The sequence below is a fragment of the Desulfosporosinus sp. BICA1-9 genome (assembly GCF_000802135.1).
Genome location: NZ_JUEE01000176.1, coordinates 1 through 18,829 on the forward strand (window position 1 = coordinate 1; position 18,829 = coordinate 18,829).

An 18,829-nucleotide genomic window follows, 5' to 3' on the forward strand; every position below is an offset into this window, starting at 1 on the left:
GACCCGATGATATGTCCACATTGTGAGAATTGCTATGAATACAGGGGAGAAGTGTGTCTGAAAGACGGCCAATTGGAGATCAAATATGCCAGTGATGATACAGCAAAAAGCTACATGGAAAGGATGATTTACAATTTCACCGGTATCGAAGTCGCGAAACCCCAAAAAGAAGAAGAAAAGAGACCAAAGCTCAAACTTCAGGAGGATAGAGGAAAAGCAGGGTGTGATCAGTTATATATGTTTGGAGTGTCGTGAAAATGAGGAGATACCCTTAGACGTCGTTAGAACAATGGATGCGATGGATGATGGGGATTCCATGGTACCTCCACAGTTTAGTTGTGAGAAATGTGGTGGCACCATGTATCCGGAGTATTATAAGGGTCTTCATGGGAATGAGTATAAAATTACAGATGTCCTAGATGAATAAAAGGACCGAGGCGCAGCCGAGGTTTTTCTTACAAGTTGCCGATTAAAACTGTATTGAAAGCTATAAAGCTTTTGCGAGGGCGATTCGCTAATCGTTGTGCCATTGTAGGCAAAGCCATGGGTCCTTGGACCCTGGCTTACCACCTATACGGCTCGGAGGATTTCTTATGTGATAGTCTTTTAGAGCCGGATAAGGTCAAAGCATTTTTAGATGTTTTGAAAGAAGTAACCATCCTGTTTGCCAATGAACAATTTGCCTGTGGTGCTGATGTCGTGACTATAGCGGATCACGCCACAGGGGATTTAGTGGGTCCTAATGCCTACCGTGATTTGCTCTTGCCTGTACATCGAGAAATAACCGCGAGGATAGAAGGTCCAGCTATCTTGCATATCTGTGGAAAAACTTTGGACCGCATGGAATACATTGCTGACTCCGGGTTTGTCAATTTTCACTTTGATTCAAAGGTCGACCCTTTGGCCGCCATGGAAGCGGTAAAGGGGAAAATATCGTTGTCGGGTAATATTAACAATGTTGAAACCCTCCTTTACGGAAACCCAAAGGTGATTGAAGAAGATGTCAAGAGAATAATGGCTGCAGGGGTTCAGGTAATTGCGCCGGAATGTGCCGTTCCGCTCAGGGTATCGAACACCAATCTTCAAGCAATTGTCACGAGTGTTAGCAAACTGGCAAAAGAGAATCAAGCCTAACGTAGAAAAACAGCTACAGGCCACGGGAGAGACCGTGGCCTGTAGCTGTTTTTCTGATTTTGAGATAATCATCAATAAACACATTGTGCAGGGGTTATAAAACTTATTTGAAGTAACGGTCAAGTAATCCCTTGAAGGCCTTACCGTGACGAGCTTCATCTTTACACATTTCATGTACTGTATCATGAATTGCATCCAAATTGAGTTTTTTCGCTAAAGTTGCGAGGTCTTTCTTCCCTTGGGTCGCACCAAATTCTGCATCCACCCTCAGTTGTAGGTTTTTCTTAGTATCTGCATCGACGACTTCTCCTAAGAGTTCAGCAAATTTTGCAGCATGTTCTGCTTCTTCCCAAGCAATTCGTTTGTAAGCTTCAGCGACTTCAGGATAACCTTCCCGGTCCGCTTGACGGCTCATTGCTAGATACATACCAATTTCTGTGCACTCGCCAGCGAAGTTAGCTCTTAATCCTTCAAGGACTTCCGGGTCAACCCCTTGAGCAATTCCTACTTTATGCTCATCAGCCCACTCCATAACCCCTTCAACTTTCTCTGAAAACTTACCATTCGGTGCCTTACATTGTGGGCAATTATCGGGAGCCTCATTTCCTTCATGAATATAACCGCAGATACCGCAAACAAATTTCTTCATTAATAACCTCTCCTTTTAAAACTTCTCATTCTATAATAGGGATTAGTGTCTATACACTGTTTATATAGTTTATTATATTATAATTAATATAAATGTCAAGAGTTTTTATTAACTTTTCCAGCTACTTTGAAAGCAATTCTGGCTTTCAATAATTGCGACCCAGTAGTAGTAAAATGGCAAAGGCTTTCTGGGGCGGAAAAATAAATTTGACGAAAGAGGCTGGAAAAATACTATAAGGGCTAATTCAGGGTGAACACCTGTTACCAGCTAGAAAATACAATTTCAGATACTCGAAAAAAATAAAAGGACCGAGGCGGCGATGCCTCGGTTTTTCTTATTATGTCTGCCAGGGGATAACAACTTTAGGAAATCGTCGTGCATAAGTTGAGTTATGCATAGAAGAAGAAGAGTATCAAATAGATCGCAAATATTACCAGGGCAACGCTTACAGCCGTACTAATGGACCACTGCTTAAGAGGCCCAGGATAGCTTTCTTTCTGTTTTTCTAAGCGTTTAAGAGCCTTTTTACCACCAACCATAGAAACGACTAATTTATCGATCCCTATTCTCATAGCCCTCAAAGGGTTTTTGCTAAACCAAGTTGCTAGGTTGGGGATCTTTTCCAGGAAAACATACCCAAGTTTGTTATAGGTCCATGCCACTGGAATAGAAATATAAGCAATAACAATATTTGCCCCTCTTCTGTAGAACCAGTCAGTATCCAAGGTAAGGGTCTCGGTTCTCTTAAGGAATTTCAGCATCATAAAGAAGGCCAAGGCCGAGAACATCAGCAGTTGGAGCTGGCTGATAACGTGGTCACCGGTATAGGGAAGATAATCTACCGGGTAAGGGAGCAGGCGGTACAATATCTGAGGAAATACCCCGATCAGGATGCACATAAAGGAAAGGAAAGCCATAGAAACCTTCATGTTGAGCGGAAGTTTCTTTTCATCGGGCCTAAGGCCTGAATCCTTGGCAAAGAATACAAAGTAGGGGAATTTAATCCCAGCGTGCAAAAACACACCTGCAGATGCCAGGGTGAGCAACAGCCAGATAACGATCATGTGTTCATGTCCTGCTGCTGACGAAATCATGGATTTGGAAATAAAACCACCGGTTAGCGGGAAGCCCGAAATGGATGCTGCCCCAACTACTGCAAAGAGCAGTGTCAAAGGCATGGTTTTATATAATCCGCCCAACTGGCTTGTTTTACTGCGGCCCGTCAAATACAGCACAGCACCTGCGGACATCATCAACAGGGCTTTGTATAGAATATGAGCAAAAGCATGAGCTGCTGCCCCATTAATGGCCAACTCTGTGCCAATTCCGATACCAACGACCATAAAGCCCACCTGGTTAATAATACTGTAGGACAATACGCGCCTCATATCGTTTTCCAGGATAGCAAAGACAATACCGTAAATAATCATCGTAATTCCGGCCCAGACCAATAGATCGGTACCGGCAAAACCCCTGGCCAGAACGTAAACAGCTGTCTTGGTAGTAAAGGCGCTTAAAAAGACCGTTCCTACCACGGTACTCTCAGGATAAGCATCCGTAAGCCAAGCCGAGAGGGGAAATATGGCAGCATTCACGGCAAAGCCCAGCAGGATAAAGGCCGAGGCTATTCCGTTTAAGCCAATCAGGTTGAATTCCAGGGAACCAGTTTCAGCTACCTGCATCAGAATACCGATCATGAGCATCAACCCACCGAAAAGGTGCACCATGATGTACCTGAAGGCTGCTTTAATAGCTCGTTGGGTTTGCTTAGCAAAAACTAAGCAAAATGAAGCAAAGGCCATAATCTCCCAAAAGATATATAAAGTTAGGTAGTCTCCGGCAAACACTACTCCCAGGGAGCTCCCGGCATACAAAAAGGCGGCTGTCAGTTGGAGCTTGTCTTTTTCATGGGCGGCATAGATCCCTCCGGCAAAGGCCATGATAACAAAGATATAGCCAAAAACCATACTCAATTTGTCAACCCGGGCAAAGGTTAGTTGATACTCCCAAAAATTAAAGATCCAAGCGCTGCCTTCCGGCATATTAAGCAGGTTTAAAAAGGCAAGACAGGGAAGTAGGATGATATAGGCCTGCCTAAGTCTTCCATTAAGAAAAGGAATCAGAGCTGCCCCTGCAATAAATATAAGGGCAGGTGGCAGAAAGCTAATCATAGTAGTCCTCCCCTTTTTGCAGCCATAGCTTGCCCAGCACCTTGGCTACGACAATGATGACCACACAAGATATAAATCCATAAACTGCGTTAAAGGCGGGGAAGGCTGCCCAACTAAAATAGGGGTGCTTCTCAATAAAAAATTCTGAAATCAAGAGTAACACTAGACTGGCATAAAATATATAGCGAACTGCTTTACTAACATTGGGTTTTTCAAAATATTCCACAATCTTATTCATTTTCGTTCCAGCTCACCCCTGTCTTCTCATTTGCAGTACAGTTTGTACATTATAGTATTACATCACTTGAGACACTACCAACTTGGCAAGATCAAACAGCAGCGACGGCCAGAAAAAGAAGGTCAGCGTCCCAAGGGCTGTGATAACAATGGGAACAACTAACATTAGAGGGGCTTCATGTACACCCTGCTCTTCATCAACCGGGGAATTTTTAAAGAACGCTGCATAAATAATGGGCAAGAAGTAGGCCGCATTCAATAGAGTACTTGTCACAAGTACCGCCAGGATTGGCAGCATGTTTGCTTCCAAAGCTCCCAATATAAGGTACCATTTGCTGACAAATCCCCCAAGGGGCGGTACGGCAATCATCGACAGAGCTCCAACAGTAAAGGCGGTCATGGTGAAGGGCATCCTTCTGCCAATCCCATTCAGCTGACTGATATACTTTTTCTGTGTAGCCACAAAAATTGCGCCAGCTACAAAGAAGAGGGTAATCTTACTAAAGGCGTGGATAGTAATGTGAATAATACTGCTGGTAATGCCACTAGGTGACAAGAGAGCCACCGCCAGAACAATATAGGAAAGCTGGCTGACTGTGGAATAGGCCAACCGTAGTTTTAAATTATCCTGTTTTAAGGCCAGGATAGAGGCAGTGATGATCGTAAAGGATGCAAAGTACGCCAGGAACGTGCCAAGCCCGACGTTTTGAAGCAGGTCAACACCAAAGACAAACAGGACGATTCGGAGCACCGTAAATACTCCCACTTTAACGACGGCCACAGCGTGCAGTAGGGCGCTTACAGGAGTAGGGGCAACCATAGCCGCTGGAAGCCAAGAATGAAAAGGCATCATACCTGCTTTTGCTATGCCTGCAATATAGAGAACAAAAATCATGCTAATTATTCCATAGGATGCTTTGCCCGCCAAAATTCCCTGACTGGCAAAATCCAGAGTACCTGCAAAATAGTAGGTTAAAACCATGGCTGGAAGGAAGAAGAAAATTGAGGTACCCAGCAAATAAGTCAGGTATTTCCTTGCTCCCTTAATGGCTTCAGACGTTTCTTCATGGGCAACCAAAGCAAAGGTAGATACTGTAATCATTTCATAGAAGACAAACAGGGTAAATACGTTTGCTGAAAAAGCCGCGCCCATGGCTGCAGACAGGGCTATGGCAAAACACATAAAAAACCTCGTCTGAGCATGTTCATTCATTGAGCGCATGTAGCCTATTGCATAAACAGAGGTTATGATCCACAAGAATGAAGCAGTTAAAGCAAGAACCATCCCCAGCGAATCTACTCTGAACGCAATGTCAAGCCCCGGAAGAACCCTTGTCACATGATATTCAATAACCTTACCCGCAAGAATTGTTGGCAGGATTGAAACTACCAGACCGAATTTTAGCAAGGCGGCCAGCATTGTCCACGATTCTCTTAGATTTGGGTATTTGCCAGAAACACCTATTAATACAACTGCCGACAGTGAAACCAGAACTGCATATAAGGGTCTTGCTGATTCGATTATTTCCAAGTTCATCACCTCTTTATCCAATCGTAAGACTCCCACTTCTACAAGTGGGAGTGGTACCCCCGGCTCCGCTTCGGTGGGGGTAGAGTCCCCCACCGAAGACTCGATGTTCAACTTTAGTTGAACGAGTTCACTTCAGAAGAATCACGGCCGCTTTTTCTGCCAAGGATACTGGCGCATAGGCAAAGACACCAAAAACTATGCACAGCACAGCTACTGTAAATGTAGGAATTAACATAGATAATGGAGCATCGTTAGACTTAACAGGCGTCTGATGGGAGTCATGTCCGTGTTCGTGACTTTCATCTCCAGGTGCAGGCTTAAGCCATATATTGTCTAAAATACGCCAGAAATAAACTGCAGTGAGAAGGGAGCTTATCAATATTATTGGAACCAACCACCACATCCCACTCTCAATGGAAGCAACTGCCAGGTACCATTTACTAACAAAACCAACTGTCAGAGGAACACCCGTCATGGAAAGTGCCGCAATAGTAAAGGCGGCCATGGTCCAGGGCATTTTCTTCCCCAGCCCCCGTAAGTTCTCGATGCTGGTGAGACCGGTTCTGTAGACCACGGCACCCACAGCAAAGAAGAGCGCTCCCTTCATCAGGGCATGATTTAACAGATGGATCAGGGAGCCCATCATACCGGTGACACTCATTAATGAAATACCCAGCACGATATAACCGATTTGCCCAACACTCGAATAAGCTAACATCTTCTTAATATCGGTTTGCGCTAGAGCCATGATAGACCCTGCCAGGATAGCCGCCACCGCCAAGATCAGTAGAATATACTGGAGGTTAAAGGGGGTATGCGTATAAAACTCCGGCTTAAATACTGTAAACATGACCCGAATTAAGACATAGGCTGCTACCTTGGCGCCAGTTGCGGCCATAACCGCGCTAACGGTTGAAGGAGCATAGGCATAAGCGTTAGGAAGCCAAAAATGGAACGGAAAAATGGCTAACTTAATAGAAAGTCCTATCACAATAAACGTAAAAGCTGTGAAAATCGCTTTGGTCTGATAAAATTCCGGTAACCTAGCTGATAAGTCGGCAATATTCAGGGTACCCGTCATCAAATACAAGTAACCAATGCCCAGCAGGAAAAATGTAGCACCAACAGTGCCCATTACCAGGTAATTGTACGCTCCTACCAGGGCTTGGCGCTTTTTGCCTAGAGCTATCAGGGCATAACCGGTCAGTGAAGCTATCTCCAAAAGAACATAGATATTAAAGATATCTCCAGTGACAACCATACCCAGAAGACCTGTTACAAACAATAGATAAATCATGTAGAAAAGTGGTTTCTTTTCTTCGGCAATTTCGACATCAATATTTTTCCTGGAGTATACAGCCCCGGCAAAAGCCATAAAGGAAACAATAATTATCACATAAATATTCAAGTAGTCAATAGCGTACTCAATACCAAAGGGCGGTTCCCAGCCACTCATCCAATAGCTGATCCTTCCTTGTACCAATACAGTTTGCAAGAGTAAAAGGGAGATAACAAAGCTTATGAAAGTGGTGATGGTTACAGCATACCAACTTAATACCCAGTGCAGGCGACCGATGATGGGGGTAATAATCGCTACCAGCAGAGGTATCACTATTAACAGAGCGGGCAAATGTTTAATCATTATGCTTGTTCAACTCCAGTATTTGATCTTCCTCTATGGTTCCGTATTCACGGTGAATAAGCGTGACAAAGGTCAGAGCCACAGCAGTAGTGCTAATTCCTACCACAATGGCAGTAAGCATTAATACTTGGGGCAGCGGGTTATCGAAAAGAGGTTGTGGACCATGCCCATGATTTATGAGAATAGGCGCGGTTCCACCCTCAATTTTGGACATTGACACATAAAACAGGAGCACAGCCGTTTGAAAGACGTTCAAGCCAATAATCTTTTTTATCAGGTTTTGTCTAGCCATTACCCCATATAACCCTGTGGTCAACAGAATTATTACAATCCAATAATTATATTTCGCTAATAGTTCAATCATTGGCATCTATCCTTACTGTTTCATAAAATAGGGTCATCATTACCGCGGCAACAGTTATACCTACACCAATTTCAATACCCATAATGCCAACGACACTGGCAAATTGGGGGTCAGGCAAAAGCACACCATACTGAAGGTAGTTACCACCCATGAAAAGTGCTATAACACCGATACCACCATAAAGTAAAACCCCTGAGGAAACTAACAGGTCTTTTGTCTTGACAGACATCCTCTTTTTGGCCTCGTCGAAGCCAAACACTAGGGAGTAAACTATGATACTAACCCCCAGAATTACACCACCCTGAAACCCCCCGCCGGGGCCCAGTTCTCCGTGGACTATTACATACAGCCCAAAGAGTTGAATAAACGGTATTAATAATTTGGTGACCGTTCTCTTGATGATGTCTTTGTCTTGATCTAAGACATCCGGAAACGTTGCGGTTGGCTTAACACCGATACTAGCGGGAGTTTTTTTATTAGCCGTGACCCCGATTTTCTGTGAGTCTAAAGTGCCCGGTTTCTTGTTCCGCACCCTTAGGAGCAGAATTAAACAAAAACCAGCAGTGGCCACAACAGTCGTTTCGAATAAGGTATCATACCCTCGGAAGTAGGCCAGAATAGAAGCAACAACGTTTAGCTGGCCCGCGTGTTCGTAAGAGTTCTCTAGATAATAGGGCGTCACCACATGGGTATTGGGCGCAATGTTAGGATCCCGCAGATGGGGGAGGTCCATGGTTCCATACAGCAGGACAGCTGCAACTCCAAGGGCTACCAGCAGAGCAGGAATGTTTATGTGTTTTTTGCCCTCATCGACAGACTTCGTACGACCTAAGATAACTAAGAACAGAACCGTGGAAATACCAGCACCCACAGCCGCCTCTGTAATAGCTACGTCAACGGCATTCAGCCGGCACCACTCAATAGCCATCATCAGACTGTAGACTGAGAAAATCATGATAGAACTCATTAAGTCCTTCACGAGTAATACAGCAATACCACAAACCACTAGAAAAAGCGGAATGGCTAAATCAGTCATGTCTTCAACTCCATAAATAATGTTTTTGTGTTCATCGTTTAGCTTTAGCCTTGGTTTTCTTACCGACAACATTGGCAGCAGAGGATACAGCAAAGGGGTCGGTTTCCCCATACTTATTGCCTTTCATCCAAGGTTTAACACCCTTCATAAAAGCCGCCTTAGCCAAATAGTGAGTTGCTGTAGTGTTAATGATAAAAATCGTAATCATTATTATCAGCAATTTCAGGCTTACTTGGGTAAATCCTGAATAAATCATAAGGCCGATAATAATGCAGGCTTGCCCTAGGGAATCCGCTTTGCCCGCGGCATGCATCCTGGTAAAGAAATCAGGAAACCTGATTACCCCAATGGAGGCAACCAGAAACAAGAAACATCCTATGACTAAGAATAATCCTGTAAGAATAACGCGAATATCCATATGCATATTTTCCCATCCCGTTGCTAATTTTTTTTCATCTGTCGAAACGGCCAGATTCAACGTATTTTAGAAATGCCAATACAGCAGTAAAGTTAATCAAGACATAAACAAAGGCAATATCTATAAAAAGATCAGGTCTGCCATACATGAAACCTATTAGGAGCAGGATGACTACTGTTTTGGTTCCGAAGAAATTAACGGCCAAAATCCTGTTAAAAACAAAGGGGCCAATCACTAACCGATAAAGTATGAGCACTGCAGATAATATAATCGTAAATGTAGCTAAATCAAACATATTTGCCATACGTCTTGCTTACCTCCTTACACCGTCTTCAATTTCGTATATCTTCGCCTGCATCGAACCGGACAGTAAACCTTCGGCAGTTTCCCTTGATACAGCATGAACAATATATTCATGACGGTTGACATCAATGGTGATGGTTCCAGGTGTCAGGGTAATCGAGTTAGCCAGGAGAGTAATGGATGCGTCTGTTTTTAAGGTGTGTTTGAATCTTACAATGCTTGGATCAATAGGCATCTTGGGATGCAGAATAAGGTATATGAGATGCCAGTTAGCCAACACAACCTCCCAGGCTAACCAAGGAAAATATTTAACGAGTAGAATGATTCTCCTTAGGTTTGGTCCCTTAGACATCTTGCCTATTAACAAATCGTGGGACCAGTAGGCTACCAGCAGACAAGAAACCACCCCAAGGATCAGGAACATTGGTGCAGTTTGCCCGGATAAACTAAACCAAAAAATAAACATCAAAATGAATGTTAGAAAAAAACTAAGCATATTTGCCCACAACTCACAATCTATTGTTATTCTTGGTTACTAGTGTATTGATACGTTTATTGTTCGAGGCTGAAGTATGATAAGAAACACCTCTTAGCTTAAGCACCTCCCCACGTTTTTTAATGGTAATCATTAGACATTTCCCGGTAGAGTTCTGTAGACTTTATAAAAAAGTCTTTTGTGTTTATTACCATCCATTTAAAAATTGGGTACAGCTAACTTACCCAAAAATCGACAAAGATAACAATAATCATTTAACATCAACGCCATTAGTACGACATCGCATATCACATGATTAAATAGTAAGAGCCTTTTATAGAACTGAACTCCAACTATTATGTAGAACATAAGCGCAAGATTATTACAAACAGTCCATAAGTTAACTTGCAGCTTCAGGTGATAAGGTCACAGTTGAAGACGGTTTCAACGAATTATATCAAAATATCACCTAATATACCAGTATAATTCTAGGTCAAAGGCAGTGATAAAGCATGATAGTCCATGACAACCGCTAGTAGTTAATAGTTCATAATACATATTTCCTATTAAGGAATGAACTATAATTCAGTAGTATTAAAAATTTTTATACAATTATATTTAATAGCATATAGCAACCCGATAGGTTGTAATAAAGGGTGTAAATGCAAATAATTCTTCATAAAGTTAATGCAATTTGGAAATTTATACATAAATTCTACAAATAGTTTTTAGTTTAGGCCGTTTTGTGTTTGATAACACTAAAATAACAGGCTTCTGCCTGTATGGAGTTTACTTCTACTTGGGAAGTGAGAGTCTCAGATTCGATCAAAAAACACGGGTGTAGGAAGAAGGTTTTCCTACACTCGTGTTTTAATGTTGTTGGTTCGGCACTCTTTGCTAACACTCAATGAGTTAATCTGCTGAGGAACGTCTGGGTTCGTTTTTCTTGCGGGTTACTAAAGATCTGAACCGGAGAGCCTTCTTCGACAATCCGGCCTTCGTCAATAAAGATTACCCTGTCTGCAACTTCCCTGGCAAAGCTCATTTCATGAGTCACAACAACCATGGTCATACCATCTTCTGCCAACTGTTTCATTACAGTGAGAACTTCCCCGACCAGCTCAGGATCAAGTGCCGAGGTTGGCTCATCAAAGAGCATTATCTTAGGATGCATAGCCAGCGCCCTAGCAATAGCTACTCTCTGGCCCTGTCCTCCAGATAGAGTCCCCGGATAGCAGTTTTGTTTATCGAAAAGGCCAACTTTAGAGAGCAACTCCCGGGCGACTTGGCTTGCGTCGTTCTTTCTCTGTTTAAGCACATGTACGGGAGCTTCGATGATATTCTCTAATACAGTCAAGTGAGGAAAGAGATTGAATTGCTGAAACACCATTCCCACTTGACGACGAATCTGATTGAGACTGCTTGATTTACTTTCCAGAGGTACGTTGTCGATCAAGATTTCTCCCGCGGTCATTGTTTCCAGTCCATTTAAACAGCGCAGAAAAGTGCTCTTTCCCGAACCACTCGCTCCGATGAGGACAACAACCTCGCCTGCGGACACGGTTGCATCGATCCCGTCAATCACTCGATTCTTGCCGAAGTCTTTAACTAGACCATTAACATTGATCATTGATTTTTCACCCCCCCCTTGCCCGGTTTTCTTTAGATAATCGCCATTCCAGACTGTGTAAAAGCCCTGAGATCACAGTGGTCATCAGTAAATAGAGCACTGCGGCGGCGGTGTAGAGTTCCATAGGAGCATAGGTCACACTGGCAAAGCGTTGGGAAGTTTGCAGGAGTTCCGACATTGTAATAACGGAACATAGAGATGAATCTTTTAAAGTGATGATAAACTGATTACCTAATGAAGGTATTGCTATCCGCAAAGCTTGGGGAAAGATAATCCTGCGCAGAGTCAAGAATTTCCCCATGCCAAGAGATAAAGAAGCTTCTGTTTGCCCTTTTGGAATTGCCTCAATACCACCTCGAAAGACCTCGGCGAGATACGCTCCACTATTGATTCCCAGTCCTATTACAGAAGATGAAAAAGCATCTAAAGTGATGCCAAGCTGAGGCAATCCGAAATAGATGAGAAAGAGCTGAACAAGCAAAGGCGTACCCCGAATCAGCCAAATGTAAACATGAGCAATATAGCGCAGAGGCGTGTGAGATATCTTCAGGAGAGCTGCTACCAGACCTATGACGATACCAATGGCAATCCCCAGTACTGCAAGTTCTATGGTCAATACTGCCCCCTGCAACAAAAAAGGCAGATATTTAAAGATGATACTAAAGTCAAGATTCAAAGCAACTTACCTCCAGTCTGATCAGAGCGGCACCCCTTTGCTGATCGGCTTTCGGCTTATCGAATATCCGCACTGAAATATTTTTCGCTAATTTTTTGATAGGTTCCGTCATCCATCATTTCGGCTAAAGCACTGTTCACAGCCTCCAGCAATTTAGGACTGTCTTTACGAATCGCGATGCCCATCTTCTCCGTATATAACAAATCACCGACCAGTTTGTAAGGGTAATTATTCTCTTTAATGGCATTTAAACCGACAATCTTATCAGTAATCACACCATCGAGTCTTCCGTTGGCCATATCATTAAAGGCATCAGGGTCACCTTTATACGTCTTGACGGTTGCCCCCAATTCTCGAGCTTTCGTTTCGAATGTTGTACCCAGCACAACCCCGATGGTTTTGCCTTTGAGATCAACCCCTCCACTGATCTTCGATTCAGAGGGCACAATAACTTGGGCTCCTGAACGGTAATAGGGGGTACTGAAATCTACTTTAAGCAACCTCTCGTCAGTAATCGCCATGCTTCCTAAGATCATATCAAACTTGCTGGCGATTAACCCAGCAATGAGTCCATCCCATTCGGTGGCGATAGGGGCTGGGTTCACGTTAATTCTTTTTGCAATCTCTTGGCCTATTTCAACATCAAATCCAGTAAGTTCGTTCTTCTCGTTAAAAAAATTGAAGGGTGGGTACTGACCACTCATAGCATAAGTCAATTTTCCATCGGCCTTAATCCGGTCCAAGGTTGTAGTAGGTGTTGGGTCAGAATTACTCTTTGATGCACCACAGCCAGCCACGACCAACAAGAATAGGGTGGCGATAATTAACATATTAAATTTTTTCATTTCTTTTCTACCTCCTCTGAAACTTTAAAGTACCTCACAAAAACAAAGCTTTACACTCCTTACACAAGCAAAAGATCACCTCCGATGATGCCTTAATAGAGTTTATCAACAAGCTTAATCTAACAACTTACAATGATAATATAAGTTGTTACTCTCCAAACTATACCATATTTTATAACTTTAGGTCAATTTCTTAAATTTGTAAGAGGGAAAACAAGGGGTTGACATTTTCTGACTAACAACTTAGTATAATACAAAAGGTTGTTAGTTGTGAGTCTTCGTTACAGGGACACTCGGCCATCCTTGGTCAGGTTTTTCTGTACAAAATATGAATAAATAACACGGAGGTAGAATGAATGAATGAATTACGACAAAGGTTATGGCCTAATATAAGTGACGAACAATGGCATGATTGGCATTGGCAAATGACCAATCGCATAACAAACCACGAGAGATTAGTAGAATCTATGGCTCTTTCCTCAGAGGAAGCTGAACAAATTCAAAAGTGTCTGGTAAACTTCCGCATGGCAGTCACGCCTTATTACTTTTCCCTGATGGATCCCCAGGATGTTGAGTGTCCGATCAGAAAACAAGCAATTCCTTCAATTCATGAGTTGACTAAATCCTCATGTGATTTAGAAGACCCGCTACATGAAGAAGGAGATTCACCTGTACCGGGACTGACACATCGCTATCCTGATCGTGTTCTGCTCCTAGTAACAGATCAATGCTCAATGTATTGCAGACATTGCACCAGAAGAAGAATGGCTGGACAGACTGACCAGGCTTTACCTCTGAATCGATTCAAGCGCGCCCTGGAATATATCCGTTCCAACCCACAAATTCGTGATGTTCTGATATCAGGAGGAGATCCATTGACCCTTTCTGATGACCGTTTAGAGTTTATCCTGTCCAGTCTTCGATCGATCCCCCACGTTGAGATCATTCGGATCGGGACAAGAACCCCGGTAGTTCTTCCTATGCGTATTACAGATAACCTCATCGAGGTTCTGAAAAAATACCACCCGATCTGGATTAATACCCATTTCAATCATCCTCAAGAGATTACCATTGAAGCCCGTAATGCCCTGACCAAACTGGCGAATGCTGGAATTCCACTTGGGAACCAGTCGGTTTTGCTTAAAGGGATCAATGATTGTCCTGTGATTATGAAAAAACTGCTCCATGAATTGGTGAAATGTCGGGTAAGGCCTTACTACTTGTACCAATGCGACTTATCGAGCGGTATTGAGCATTTCCGGACATCGGTCAGTACAGGGTTAGAGATTATCGAAATGCTCAGGGGACATACCTCCGGGTTTGCAGTTCCTACCTTTGTTGTCGATGCCCCGGGAGGTGGCGGTAAAATCCCCCTGCAGCCTAACTATTTGATTTCGCAATCCAGCGATAAGGTCATCCTGCGTAATTATGAAGGAGTCATCAGCGTATATCAGGAACCGGAAAATACAACAAGCCGCTGTAAGACCTGCTCAGATCCATGTTCAAACTTGAAAACTCGCCAGATTGGTCTTGGGAAATTGCTGACGGGTGAGCGGATTAGCCTGATACCTCAAGGAAATATGCGCCAGGAGCGAAGGAAGCAGGTTTCCGGAAGTTTCGGAGGTAGAGCAAATGCTTAACACAATGAACGCGGTGAGTTACTCAAGCCCCATTACCGTGGATGAGAAAAATAAACGACTGATCGTTGATGGCTACCCACAAGGAACAAAGCCCACGTTGTTCGGTCGACATCTGATTTATTTGGCCTTAAAAAAGAAACTGGAAAAAATATGGCTTTGGGCATTGCCGGCCGATGTTCCCGATTTCCTACGATGCGGCTTTCGTACCGAAGGCACCCTCTTCCAGAACAACTACGAGGAATTTGCGGTTAGCCTTGCCTATTATGTTCGTGGGGGAAGAGGGCATTCCCATAAATTGCAATCCGAGAACGAGATTATCCATTCTGTCAGGACGGAACCGATCCATCAGACGCGAAGCTTGCCTCATGGAATAGAGTTGAAACTCTTAAATGAATCCTTTGCCCAGCAAATATCCCAGTTGCTTACTAAAGTATTTACAAGTTATCCCTCCCCAGTGGGGGACCCACAATATATCCGCTCCTTAATGCAACAGGGAAATATTTTTGCAGGAGCATTCTCACAAGAAAAGCTGATTAGTGTGGCAGCTGCTTATCCAAACCAAAGCCTTAAGCGTTGCGAAATGACGGATTGTGCAACAATAGAGGAATACCGGGGGCATTCACTCTCCGAGCGTTTGCTGTGGATGTTAGAGCATGAAGTTCAAAAGAAGGGTTCATTCAACGTATATACTCTGGCACGGGCTCAGTCCTACGGAATGAATAGAGTATTTCACAAACTTGGCTACAGATATCAAGGCCGCCTGATTAATAATTGCCATATCGCCGGTTCCTATGAAGACATGAATCTGTGGGTTAGATAGGTATAATTATGAATAATAAGAAAATTGTGGTACCCGTGGATGCTTCTACTCCTTCCAGACGTGCCTTGACCCTAGCTATAGAGTTAGCTCAAAACACGGGTGCCAAGCTCACCGTACTATATGTCAAGGAAATGATCGTGCTTTACCACGGAGCAATAGATCATGGAAGTCAATATATCCCATTCAATAACTTAGATGCTGAGGATATCTTGAAGGCTATATTGACGGATATGGGTATCCAACCCGATTCAATTTGCAAAAGAAGTGCTACTGGCAATCCTGCTAGGTTGATCGTTACGGTCGCAACAGAAGAAAGAGCGAATCTTATTGTAATGGGCAGCAGAGGCTTGGGGCAGTTAACTGGCTTATTATTAGGCAGTGTTAGCCAATCGGTGATCAAACATTCGCCCTGCCCCGTGCTCATCGTCAAATAGCTGTCTGCTAAACATAAAAAAGAGCCGCTTAGGGATGATTTTAATGTATACTTAGCCAACAGAGTTGCAAAGTCTTCAACTAATAAATATAATTTATAAATATATTAAAAGTGTACAAAATGAAGGAGTTTGAATACATATGGCACTTGTGAATGAGAACTATCTTAGATTACCAGGGAGCTATCTTTTTTCTGAAATAGCCCGCAGAGTTAACGAATTTAAAGCAAACAATCCGGAGGCTGATATTATCCGACTCGGAATCGGAGATGTTACGCGTCCCCTGCCACCCGCAGTCATCGAGGCAATGCATAAAGGTGTCGATGAGATGGCGAATTCGAAAACCTTTCGTGGTTACGGTCCGGAGCAAGGCTATCAGTTTCTGATTGAAAAGATTATCGAACATGATTTTACCCCTCGTGGAGTGGAACTCTCTGTCGATGAAGTCTTTGTCAGCGATGGAGCGAAAAGTGATACGGCAAATTTCCAGGAGCTTTTCGGAGTTAATAACATTATGGCAGTTACGGATCCAGTTTATCCGGTTTATGTCGATAGCAATGTCATGGCAGGACGGACCGGGAATTTTGATAGTGAAAAGAGCCAGTACGAAAGCATCGTGTATCTTCCGTGCACAGAGGAAAATGGCATGAAGCCTTCTCTTCCTGAGACACGCGTAGATCTGATCTATCTCTGCTTTCCGAATAATCCGACCGGGATGACACTTTCTAAAGAGGAACTGAAGCAATGGGTGGATTATGCCCGAGAAAACCGCTCAATCCTTTTGTTCGATGCGGCTTATGAAGCGTTTATCCGGGAAGAGGGCGTTCCGCACAGTATTTTTGAGATTGAAGGTTCTCAGGAAGTAGCAGTAGAGTTCCGAAGTTTCTCCAAGACGGCAGGCTTTACCGGAACCCGTTGTGCCTATACGATTGTTCCGAAGGAAGTCATGGTCTATGATTCTAAAGGTGAAGCACATAGTCTTAACTCGCTATGGCTAAGAAGACAGACCACAAAATTTAATGGAGCGTCTTATCCTGTACAAGCCGGAGCAGTCGCGATATTCTCTGAAGAAGGAAAGCAGCAAATCAAGGAAACTATTGATTACTACATGGAAAATGCCCGAGTCATCCGTGAGGGCTTACAAGAGGCTGGCTATACAGTATTCGGTGGAATCAATGCCCCCTATATCTGGATGAAGACCCCGAAAAATATGGGTTCTTGGGAGTTTTTCGATAAATTGATGAAGGATGCACATGTGATAGGCACACCGGGAGCTGGCTTTGGTGCGAATGGAGAAGGATATTTCCGTTTAACCGCTTTTGGTACTCGTGAAAATACACTTCAGGCGATTGAACGGATTAAGACGAGAATGTAAGCGAAAAGAGCTAATGTTATGGTTAAATAATTTGTGAGTTCAATTGACTAAAAACTAAAACCAGAACGTTTTTTTCTTAACGCTCTGGTTTTTGTATATTTATATAATTCTTGTAATTCAGCAGGAACATTTAGGAAAAATGTTGAATTCAAAAGGTAGACAATTTGTAATCTATCCGAAACGACATGAAAGGAAGCCTGGCATTCATGACTCAAGAGTTAGACTAGGCAATTATAAAGTTAGCGAAGAAAGGTTGGACGTTATGATATCAATTAAAATGCAAGAGCAAATAAAAAACAGTTCTGTTATTCGAGCCATGTTTGAGGAAGGAAAACGCCTGGCAGAGATTCACGGGGCAGAAAACGTCTTTGATTTTAGCCTTGGAAACCCTAATGTTGAACCACCTGCTGAAGTGAACGACGCAATTTTAGAGATTTTAAAGACGGATAGTCTTATGAGCATTCACGGTTATATGAATAACTCGGGTTATGAAGAAGTAAGAGCAACCATTGCAAAGTCCATTAATGATAAATTCGGTACCACGTTTACTCAAAAAAACATTCTGATGACCGTTGGTGCAGCAGGCGGATTAAATGTTATTTTTAAAACCTTACTGAACCCACAGGATGAAGTTATCACTTTTGCACCTTTTTTTGGAGAATACAGGAACTATGTAAAAAACCATGAAGGCGAATTAGTAATAGTCTCCCCCAATACGGTTGATTTCCAACCTAATCTTGAAGAATTCAAAGATAAGATTACCCCTAAAACTAAAGCGGTAATCATCAATTCCCCTAATAATCCCACTGGTGTTATCTATTCAGAAAAAACCATCATCAAGCTCTCTGAAATACTGGTGGAGAAGCAAAAGGAATTTGAAACCGATATTTATCTCGTTGCCGATGAACCCTATCGAGAACTTGCTTATGATAATGCTCAAGTGCCTTATCTTTCGAAGTATTATGCCAACACGATCATCGGGTATTCTTTCAGCAAATCCCTCTCCTTACCCGGCGAAAGAATCGGTTATTTAGTGATTTCAGATCAGGCTGCCGATTATGAAAATATCCTTTCAGCAGCAAATATTGCTAATCGAATTTTAGGTTACGTCAATGCTCCGTCGTTATTCCAGCGCGTTGTTGCTAAGTGCTTAAATGCAAAGGTCGATATTGAGACCTATAACAGGAATCGTGAGCTTCTGTATAAAGGACTCTCATCCTACGGCTACCATTGTATTAAACCCGAAGGTGCCTTCTATATGTTTGTTAAGAGTCCGATTGAGAATGATGTTGAATTCTGTAACTTGGCTAATAAGAAAAATATACTCATTGTTCCCGGCACTGCCTTTGGATGTCCAGGTTATGTTCGAATTGCCTATTGTGTCGCTTATAAAACAATTGAGAATGCCTTGCCGGGCTTTAAGGCTTTAATAGAAGAGGTTAGGTAAAAAGT

At 42.9% G+C, this 18,829-nt stretch carries 21 protein-coding genes; 8 read left to right on the plus strand and 13 right to left on the minus strand.

Features of this window, described 5'->3' with window-relative positions; all coding sequences use genetic code 11:
- The 3 genes from JL57_RS22210 to JL57_RS22220 form a co-directional block, all read left to right on the plus strand.
- On the plus strand, window positions 1-255 hold a 255-nt coding region (locus JL57_RS22210; RefSeq protein WP_034144118.1), incomplete at its 5' end, for a hypothetical protein.
- Entirely contained in the window at window positions 224-427 is a 204-nt protein-coding gene (locus JL57_RS22215) for a hypothetical protein (protein ID WP_291299888.1), read from the plus strand. The genes JL57_RS22210 and JL57_RS22215, both read left to right, overlap by 32 nt.
- A gap of 35 nt (window positions 428-462) precedes the next feature.
- Complete coding sequence (locus JL57_RS22220) at window positions 463-1,134, plus strand: uroporphyrinogen decarboxylase family protein (protein WP_291300413.1); 672 nt, start codon at window positions 463-465, stop codon at window positions 1,132-1,134.
- Window positions 1,135-1,237: 103 nt separating this feature from the next.
- On the opposite strand, the gene JL57_RS22225 is transcribed toward JL57_RS22220, so the two are convergent.
- The 13 genes from JL57_RS22225 to JL57_RS22285 all read right to left on the minus strand — a co-directional run bounded on the left by JL57_RS22225 (window position 1,238) and on the right by JL57_RS22285 (window position 13,111).
- Window positions 1,238-1,783 (minus strand): NADH peroxidase, encoded by a 546-nt coding sequence (locus tag JL57_RS22225; protein WP_034144119.1) that lies wholly within the window; start codon window positions 1,781-1,783, stop codon window positions 1,238-1,240.
- 389 nt (window positions 1,784-2,172) lie between these two features.
- Window positions 2,173-3,954, minus strand: a complete 1,782-nt coding sequence (locus tag JL57_RS22230; protein ID WP_034144120.1) for a Na(+)/H(+) antiporter subunit D — start codon at window positions 3,952-3,954, stop codon at window positions 2,173-2,175.
- A complete protein-coding gene (locus JL57_RS22235) occupies window positions 3,947-4,192 on the minus strand; it encodes a hypothetical protein (protein WP_034144121.1) in 246 nt (81 codons plus the stop codon). The genes JL57_RS22230 and JL57_RS22235 overlap by 8 nt, the downstream gene beginning before the upstream one ends.
- A 57-nt stretch (window positions 4,193-4,249) precedes the next feature.
- Complete coding sequence (locus JL57_RS22240; protein ID WP_291300414.1) at window positions 4,250-5,743, minus strand: monovalent cation/H+ antiporter subunit D family protein; 1,494 nt, start codon at window positions 5,741-5,743, stop codon at window positions 4,250-4,252.
- Window positions 5,744-5,849: 106 nt separating this feature from the next.
- Complete coding sequence (locus tag JL57_RS22245) at window positions 5,850-7,364, minus strand: monovalent cation/H+ antiporter subunit D family protein (RefSeq protein WP_034144122.1); 1,515 nt, start codon at window positions 7,362-7,364, stop codon at window positions 5,850-5,852.
- The gene (locus JL57_RS22250) at window positions 7,357-7,728 is read right to left on the minus strand and encodes a cation:proton antiporter subunit C (protein WP_034144123.1); all 372 of its coding nucleotides are present in this window, start codon (window positions 7,726-7,728) and stop codon (window positions 7,357-7,359) included. Before JL57_RS22250 ends, JL57_RS22245 begins: the two co-directional genes overlap by 8 nt.
- Window positions 7,721-8,764 (minus strand): DUF4040 domain-containing protein, encoded by a 1,044-nt coding sequence (locus JL57_RS22255; RefSeq protein ID WP_291300415.1) that lies wholly within the window; start codon window positions 8,762-8,764, stop codon window positions 7,721-7,723. The genes JL57_RS22250 and JL57_RS22255 overlap by 8 nt, the downstream gene beginning before the upstream one ends.
- A gap of 31 nt (window positions 8,765-8,795) precedes the next feature.
- A complete protein-coding gene (mnhG, locus tag JL57_RS22260) occupies window positions 8,796-9,188 on the minus strand; it encodes a monovalent cation/H(+) antiporter subunit G (protein ID WP_291300416.1) in 393 nt (130 codons plus the stop codon).
- A 28-nt stretch (window positions 9,189-9,216) separates the two neighbouring features.
- Window positions 9,217-9,486: a monovalent cation/H+ antiporter complex subunit F gene (locus tag JL57_RS22265; protein ID WP_291300417.1), complete on the minus strand. Its 270-nt coding sequence runs from the start codon at window positions 9,484-9,486 to the stop codon at window positions 9,217-9,219.
- A gap of 9 nt (window positions 9,487-9,495) precedes the next feature.
- Window positions 9,496-9,981 carry a Na+/H+ antiporter subunit E gene (locus JL57_RS22270; RefSeq protein WP_034144124.1) on the minus strand — a complete coding sequence of 162 codons (486 nt, stop codon included), beginning with the start codon at window positions 9,979-9,981 and terminating at the stop codon, window positions 9,496-9,498.
- Between the two features lie 883 nt (window positions 9,982-10,864).
- Complete coding sequence (locus JL57_RS22275) at window positions 10,865-11,590, minus strand: amino acid ABC transporter ATP-binding protein (protein WP_034144125.1); 726 nt, start codon at window positions 11,588-11,590, stop codon at window positions 10,865-10,867.
- 7 nt (window positions 11,591-11,597) lie between these two features.
- Window positions 11,598-12,266 (minus strand): amino acid ABC transporter permease, encoded by a 669-nt coding sequence (locus JL57_RS22280; protein ID WP_034144126.1) that lies wholly within the window; start codon window positions 12,264-12,266, stop codon window positions 11,598-11,600.
- A gap of 56 nt (window positions 12,267-12,322) precedes the next feature.
- On the minus strand, window positions 12,323-13,111 hold the full coding sequence (locus JL57_RS22285) for an ABC transporter substrate-binding protein (protein WP_034144127.1): 789 nt from the start codon (window positions 13,109-13,111) through the stop codon (window positions 12,323-12,325).
- 356 nt (window positions 13,112-13,467) lie between these two features.
- Between JL57_RS22285 and ablA the strand changes: the two genes are divergently transcribed.
- The 5 genes from ablA (at window position 13,468) to JL57_RS22310 (ending at window position 18,824) form a co-directional block, all read left to right on the plus strand.
- Window positions 13,468-14,751, plus strand: coding sequence for a lysine 2,3-aminomutase (gene ablA / locus JL57_RS22290; protein WP_034144128.1), 1,284 nt, complete (start codon window positions 13,468-13,470; stop codon window positions 14,749-14,751).
- Window positions 14,744-15,571 (plus strand): putative beta-lysine N-acetyltransferase, encoded by an 828-nt coding sequence (gene ablB, locus JL57_RS22295; RefSeq protein ID WP_034144129.1) that lies wholly within the window; start codon window positions 14,744-14,746, stop codon window positions 15,569-15,571. Before ablA ends, ablB begins: the two co-directional genes overlap by 8 nt.
- 8 nt (window positions 15,572-15,579) lie before the next feature.
- The gene (locus tag JL57_RS22300; RefSeq protein ID WP_291300418.1) at window positions 15,580-16,005 is read left to right on the plus strand and encodes a universal stress protein; all 426 of its coding nucleotides are present in this window, start codon (window positions 15,580-15,582) and stop codon (window positions 16,003-16,005) included.
- A gap of 139 nt (window positions 16,006-16,144) precedes the next feature.
- Window positions 16,145-17,377 carry an LL-diaminopimelate aminotransferase gene (locus JL57_RS22305; RefSeq protein ID WP_034144131.1) on the plus strand — a complete coding sequence of 411 codons (1,233 nt, stop codon included), beginning with the start codon at window positions 16,145-16,147 and terminating at the stop codon, window positions 17,375-17,377.
- 262 nt (window positions 17,378-17,639) lie between these two features.
- On the plus strand, window positions 17,640-18,824 hold the full coding sequence (locus JL57_RS22310; RefSeq protein WP_034144144.1) for a pyridoxal phosphate-dependent aminotransferase: 1,185 nt from the start codon (window positions 17,640-17,642) through the stop codon (window positions 18,822-18,824).
- Window positions 18,825-18,829: the final 5 nt, after the last annotated feature.

Coding starts and splice junctions, on each gene's coding strand:
- JL57_RS22225 (WP_034144119.1), bottom strand. CDS start 1,783: ATGAAGAAATTTGTTTGCGGTATCTGCGGTTATATTCATGAAGGAAAT.
- JL57_RS22230 (WP_034144120.1), bottom strand. CDS start 3,954: ATGATTAGCTTTCTGCCACCTGCCCTTATATTTATTGCAGGGGCAGCT.
- JL57_RS22235 (WP_034144121.1), bottom strand. CDS start 4,192: ATGAATAAGATTGTGGAATATTTTGAAAAACCCAATGTTAGTAAAGCA.
- JL57_RS22245 (WP_034144122.1), bottom strand. CDS start 7,364: ATGATTAAACATTTGCCCGCTCTGTTAATAGTGATACCTCTGCTGGTA.
- JL57_RS22250 (WP_034144123.1), bottom strand. CDS start 7,728: ATGATTGAACTATTAGCGAAATATAATTATTGGATTGTAATAATTCTG.
- JL57_RS22255 (WP_291300415.1), bottom strand. CDS start 8,764: ATGACTGATTTAGCCATTCCGCTTTTTCTAGTGGTTTGTGGTATTGCT.
- mnhG (WP_291300416.1), bottom strand. CDS start 9,188: ATGCATATGGATATTCGCGTTATTCTTACAGGATTATTCTTAGTCATA.
- JL57_RS22265 (WP_291300417.1), bottom strand. CDS start 9,486: ATGGCAAATATGTTTGATTTAGCTACATTTACGATTATATTATCTGCA.
- JL57_RS22270 (WP_034144124.1), bottom strand. CDS start 9,981: ATGCTTAGTTTTTTTCTAACATTCATTTTGATGTTTATTTTTTGGTTT.
- JL57_RS22275 (WP_034144125.1), bottom strand. CDS start 11,590: ATGATCAATGTTAATGGTCTAGTTAAAGACTTCGGCAAGAATCGAGTG.
- JL57_RS22285 (WP_034144127.1), bottom strand. CDS start 13,111: ATGAAAAAATTTAATATGTTAATTATCGCCACCCTATTCTTGTTGGTC.
- ablA (WP_034144128.1), top strand. CDS start 13,468: ATGAATGAATTACGACAAAGGTTATGGCCTAATATAAGTGACGAACAA.
- ablB (WP_034144129.1), top strand. CDS start 14,744: ATGCTTAACACAATGAACGCGGTGAGTTACTCAAGCCCCATTACCGTG.
- JL57_RS22300 (WP_291300418.1), top strand. CDS start 15,580: ATGAATAATAAGAAAATTGTGGTACCCGTGGATGCTTCTACTCCTTCC.
- JL57_RS22305 (WP_034144131.1), top strand. CDS start 16,145: ATGGCACTTGTGAATGAGAACTATCTTAGATTACCAGGGAGCTATCTT.
- JL57_RS22310 (WP_034144144.1), top strand. CDS start 17,640: ATGATATCAATTAAAATGCAAGAGCAAATAAAAAACAGTTCTGTTATT.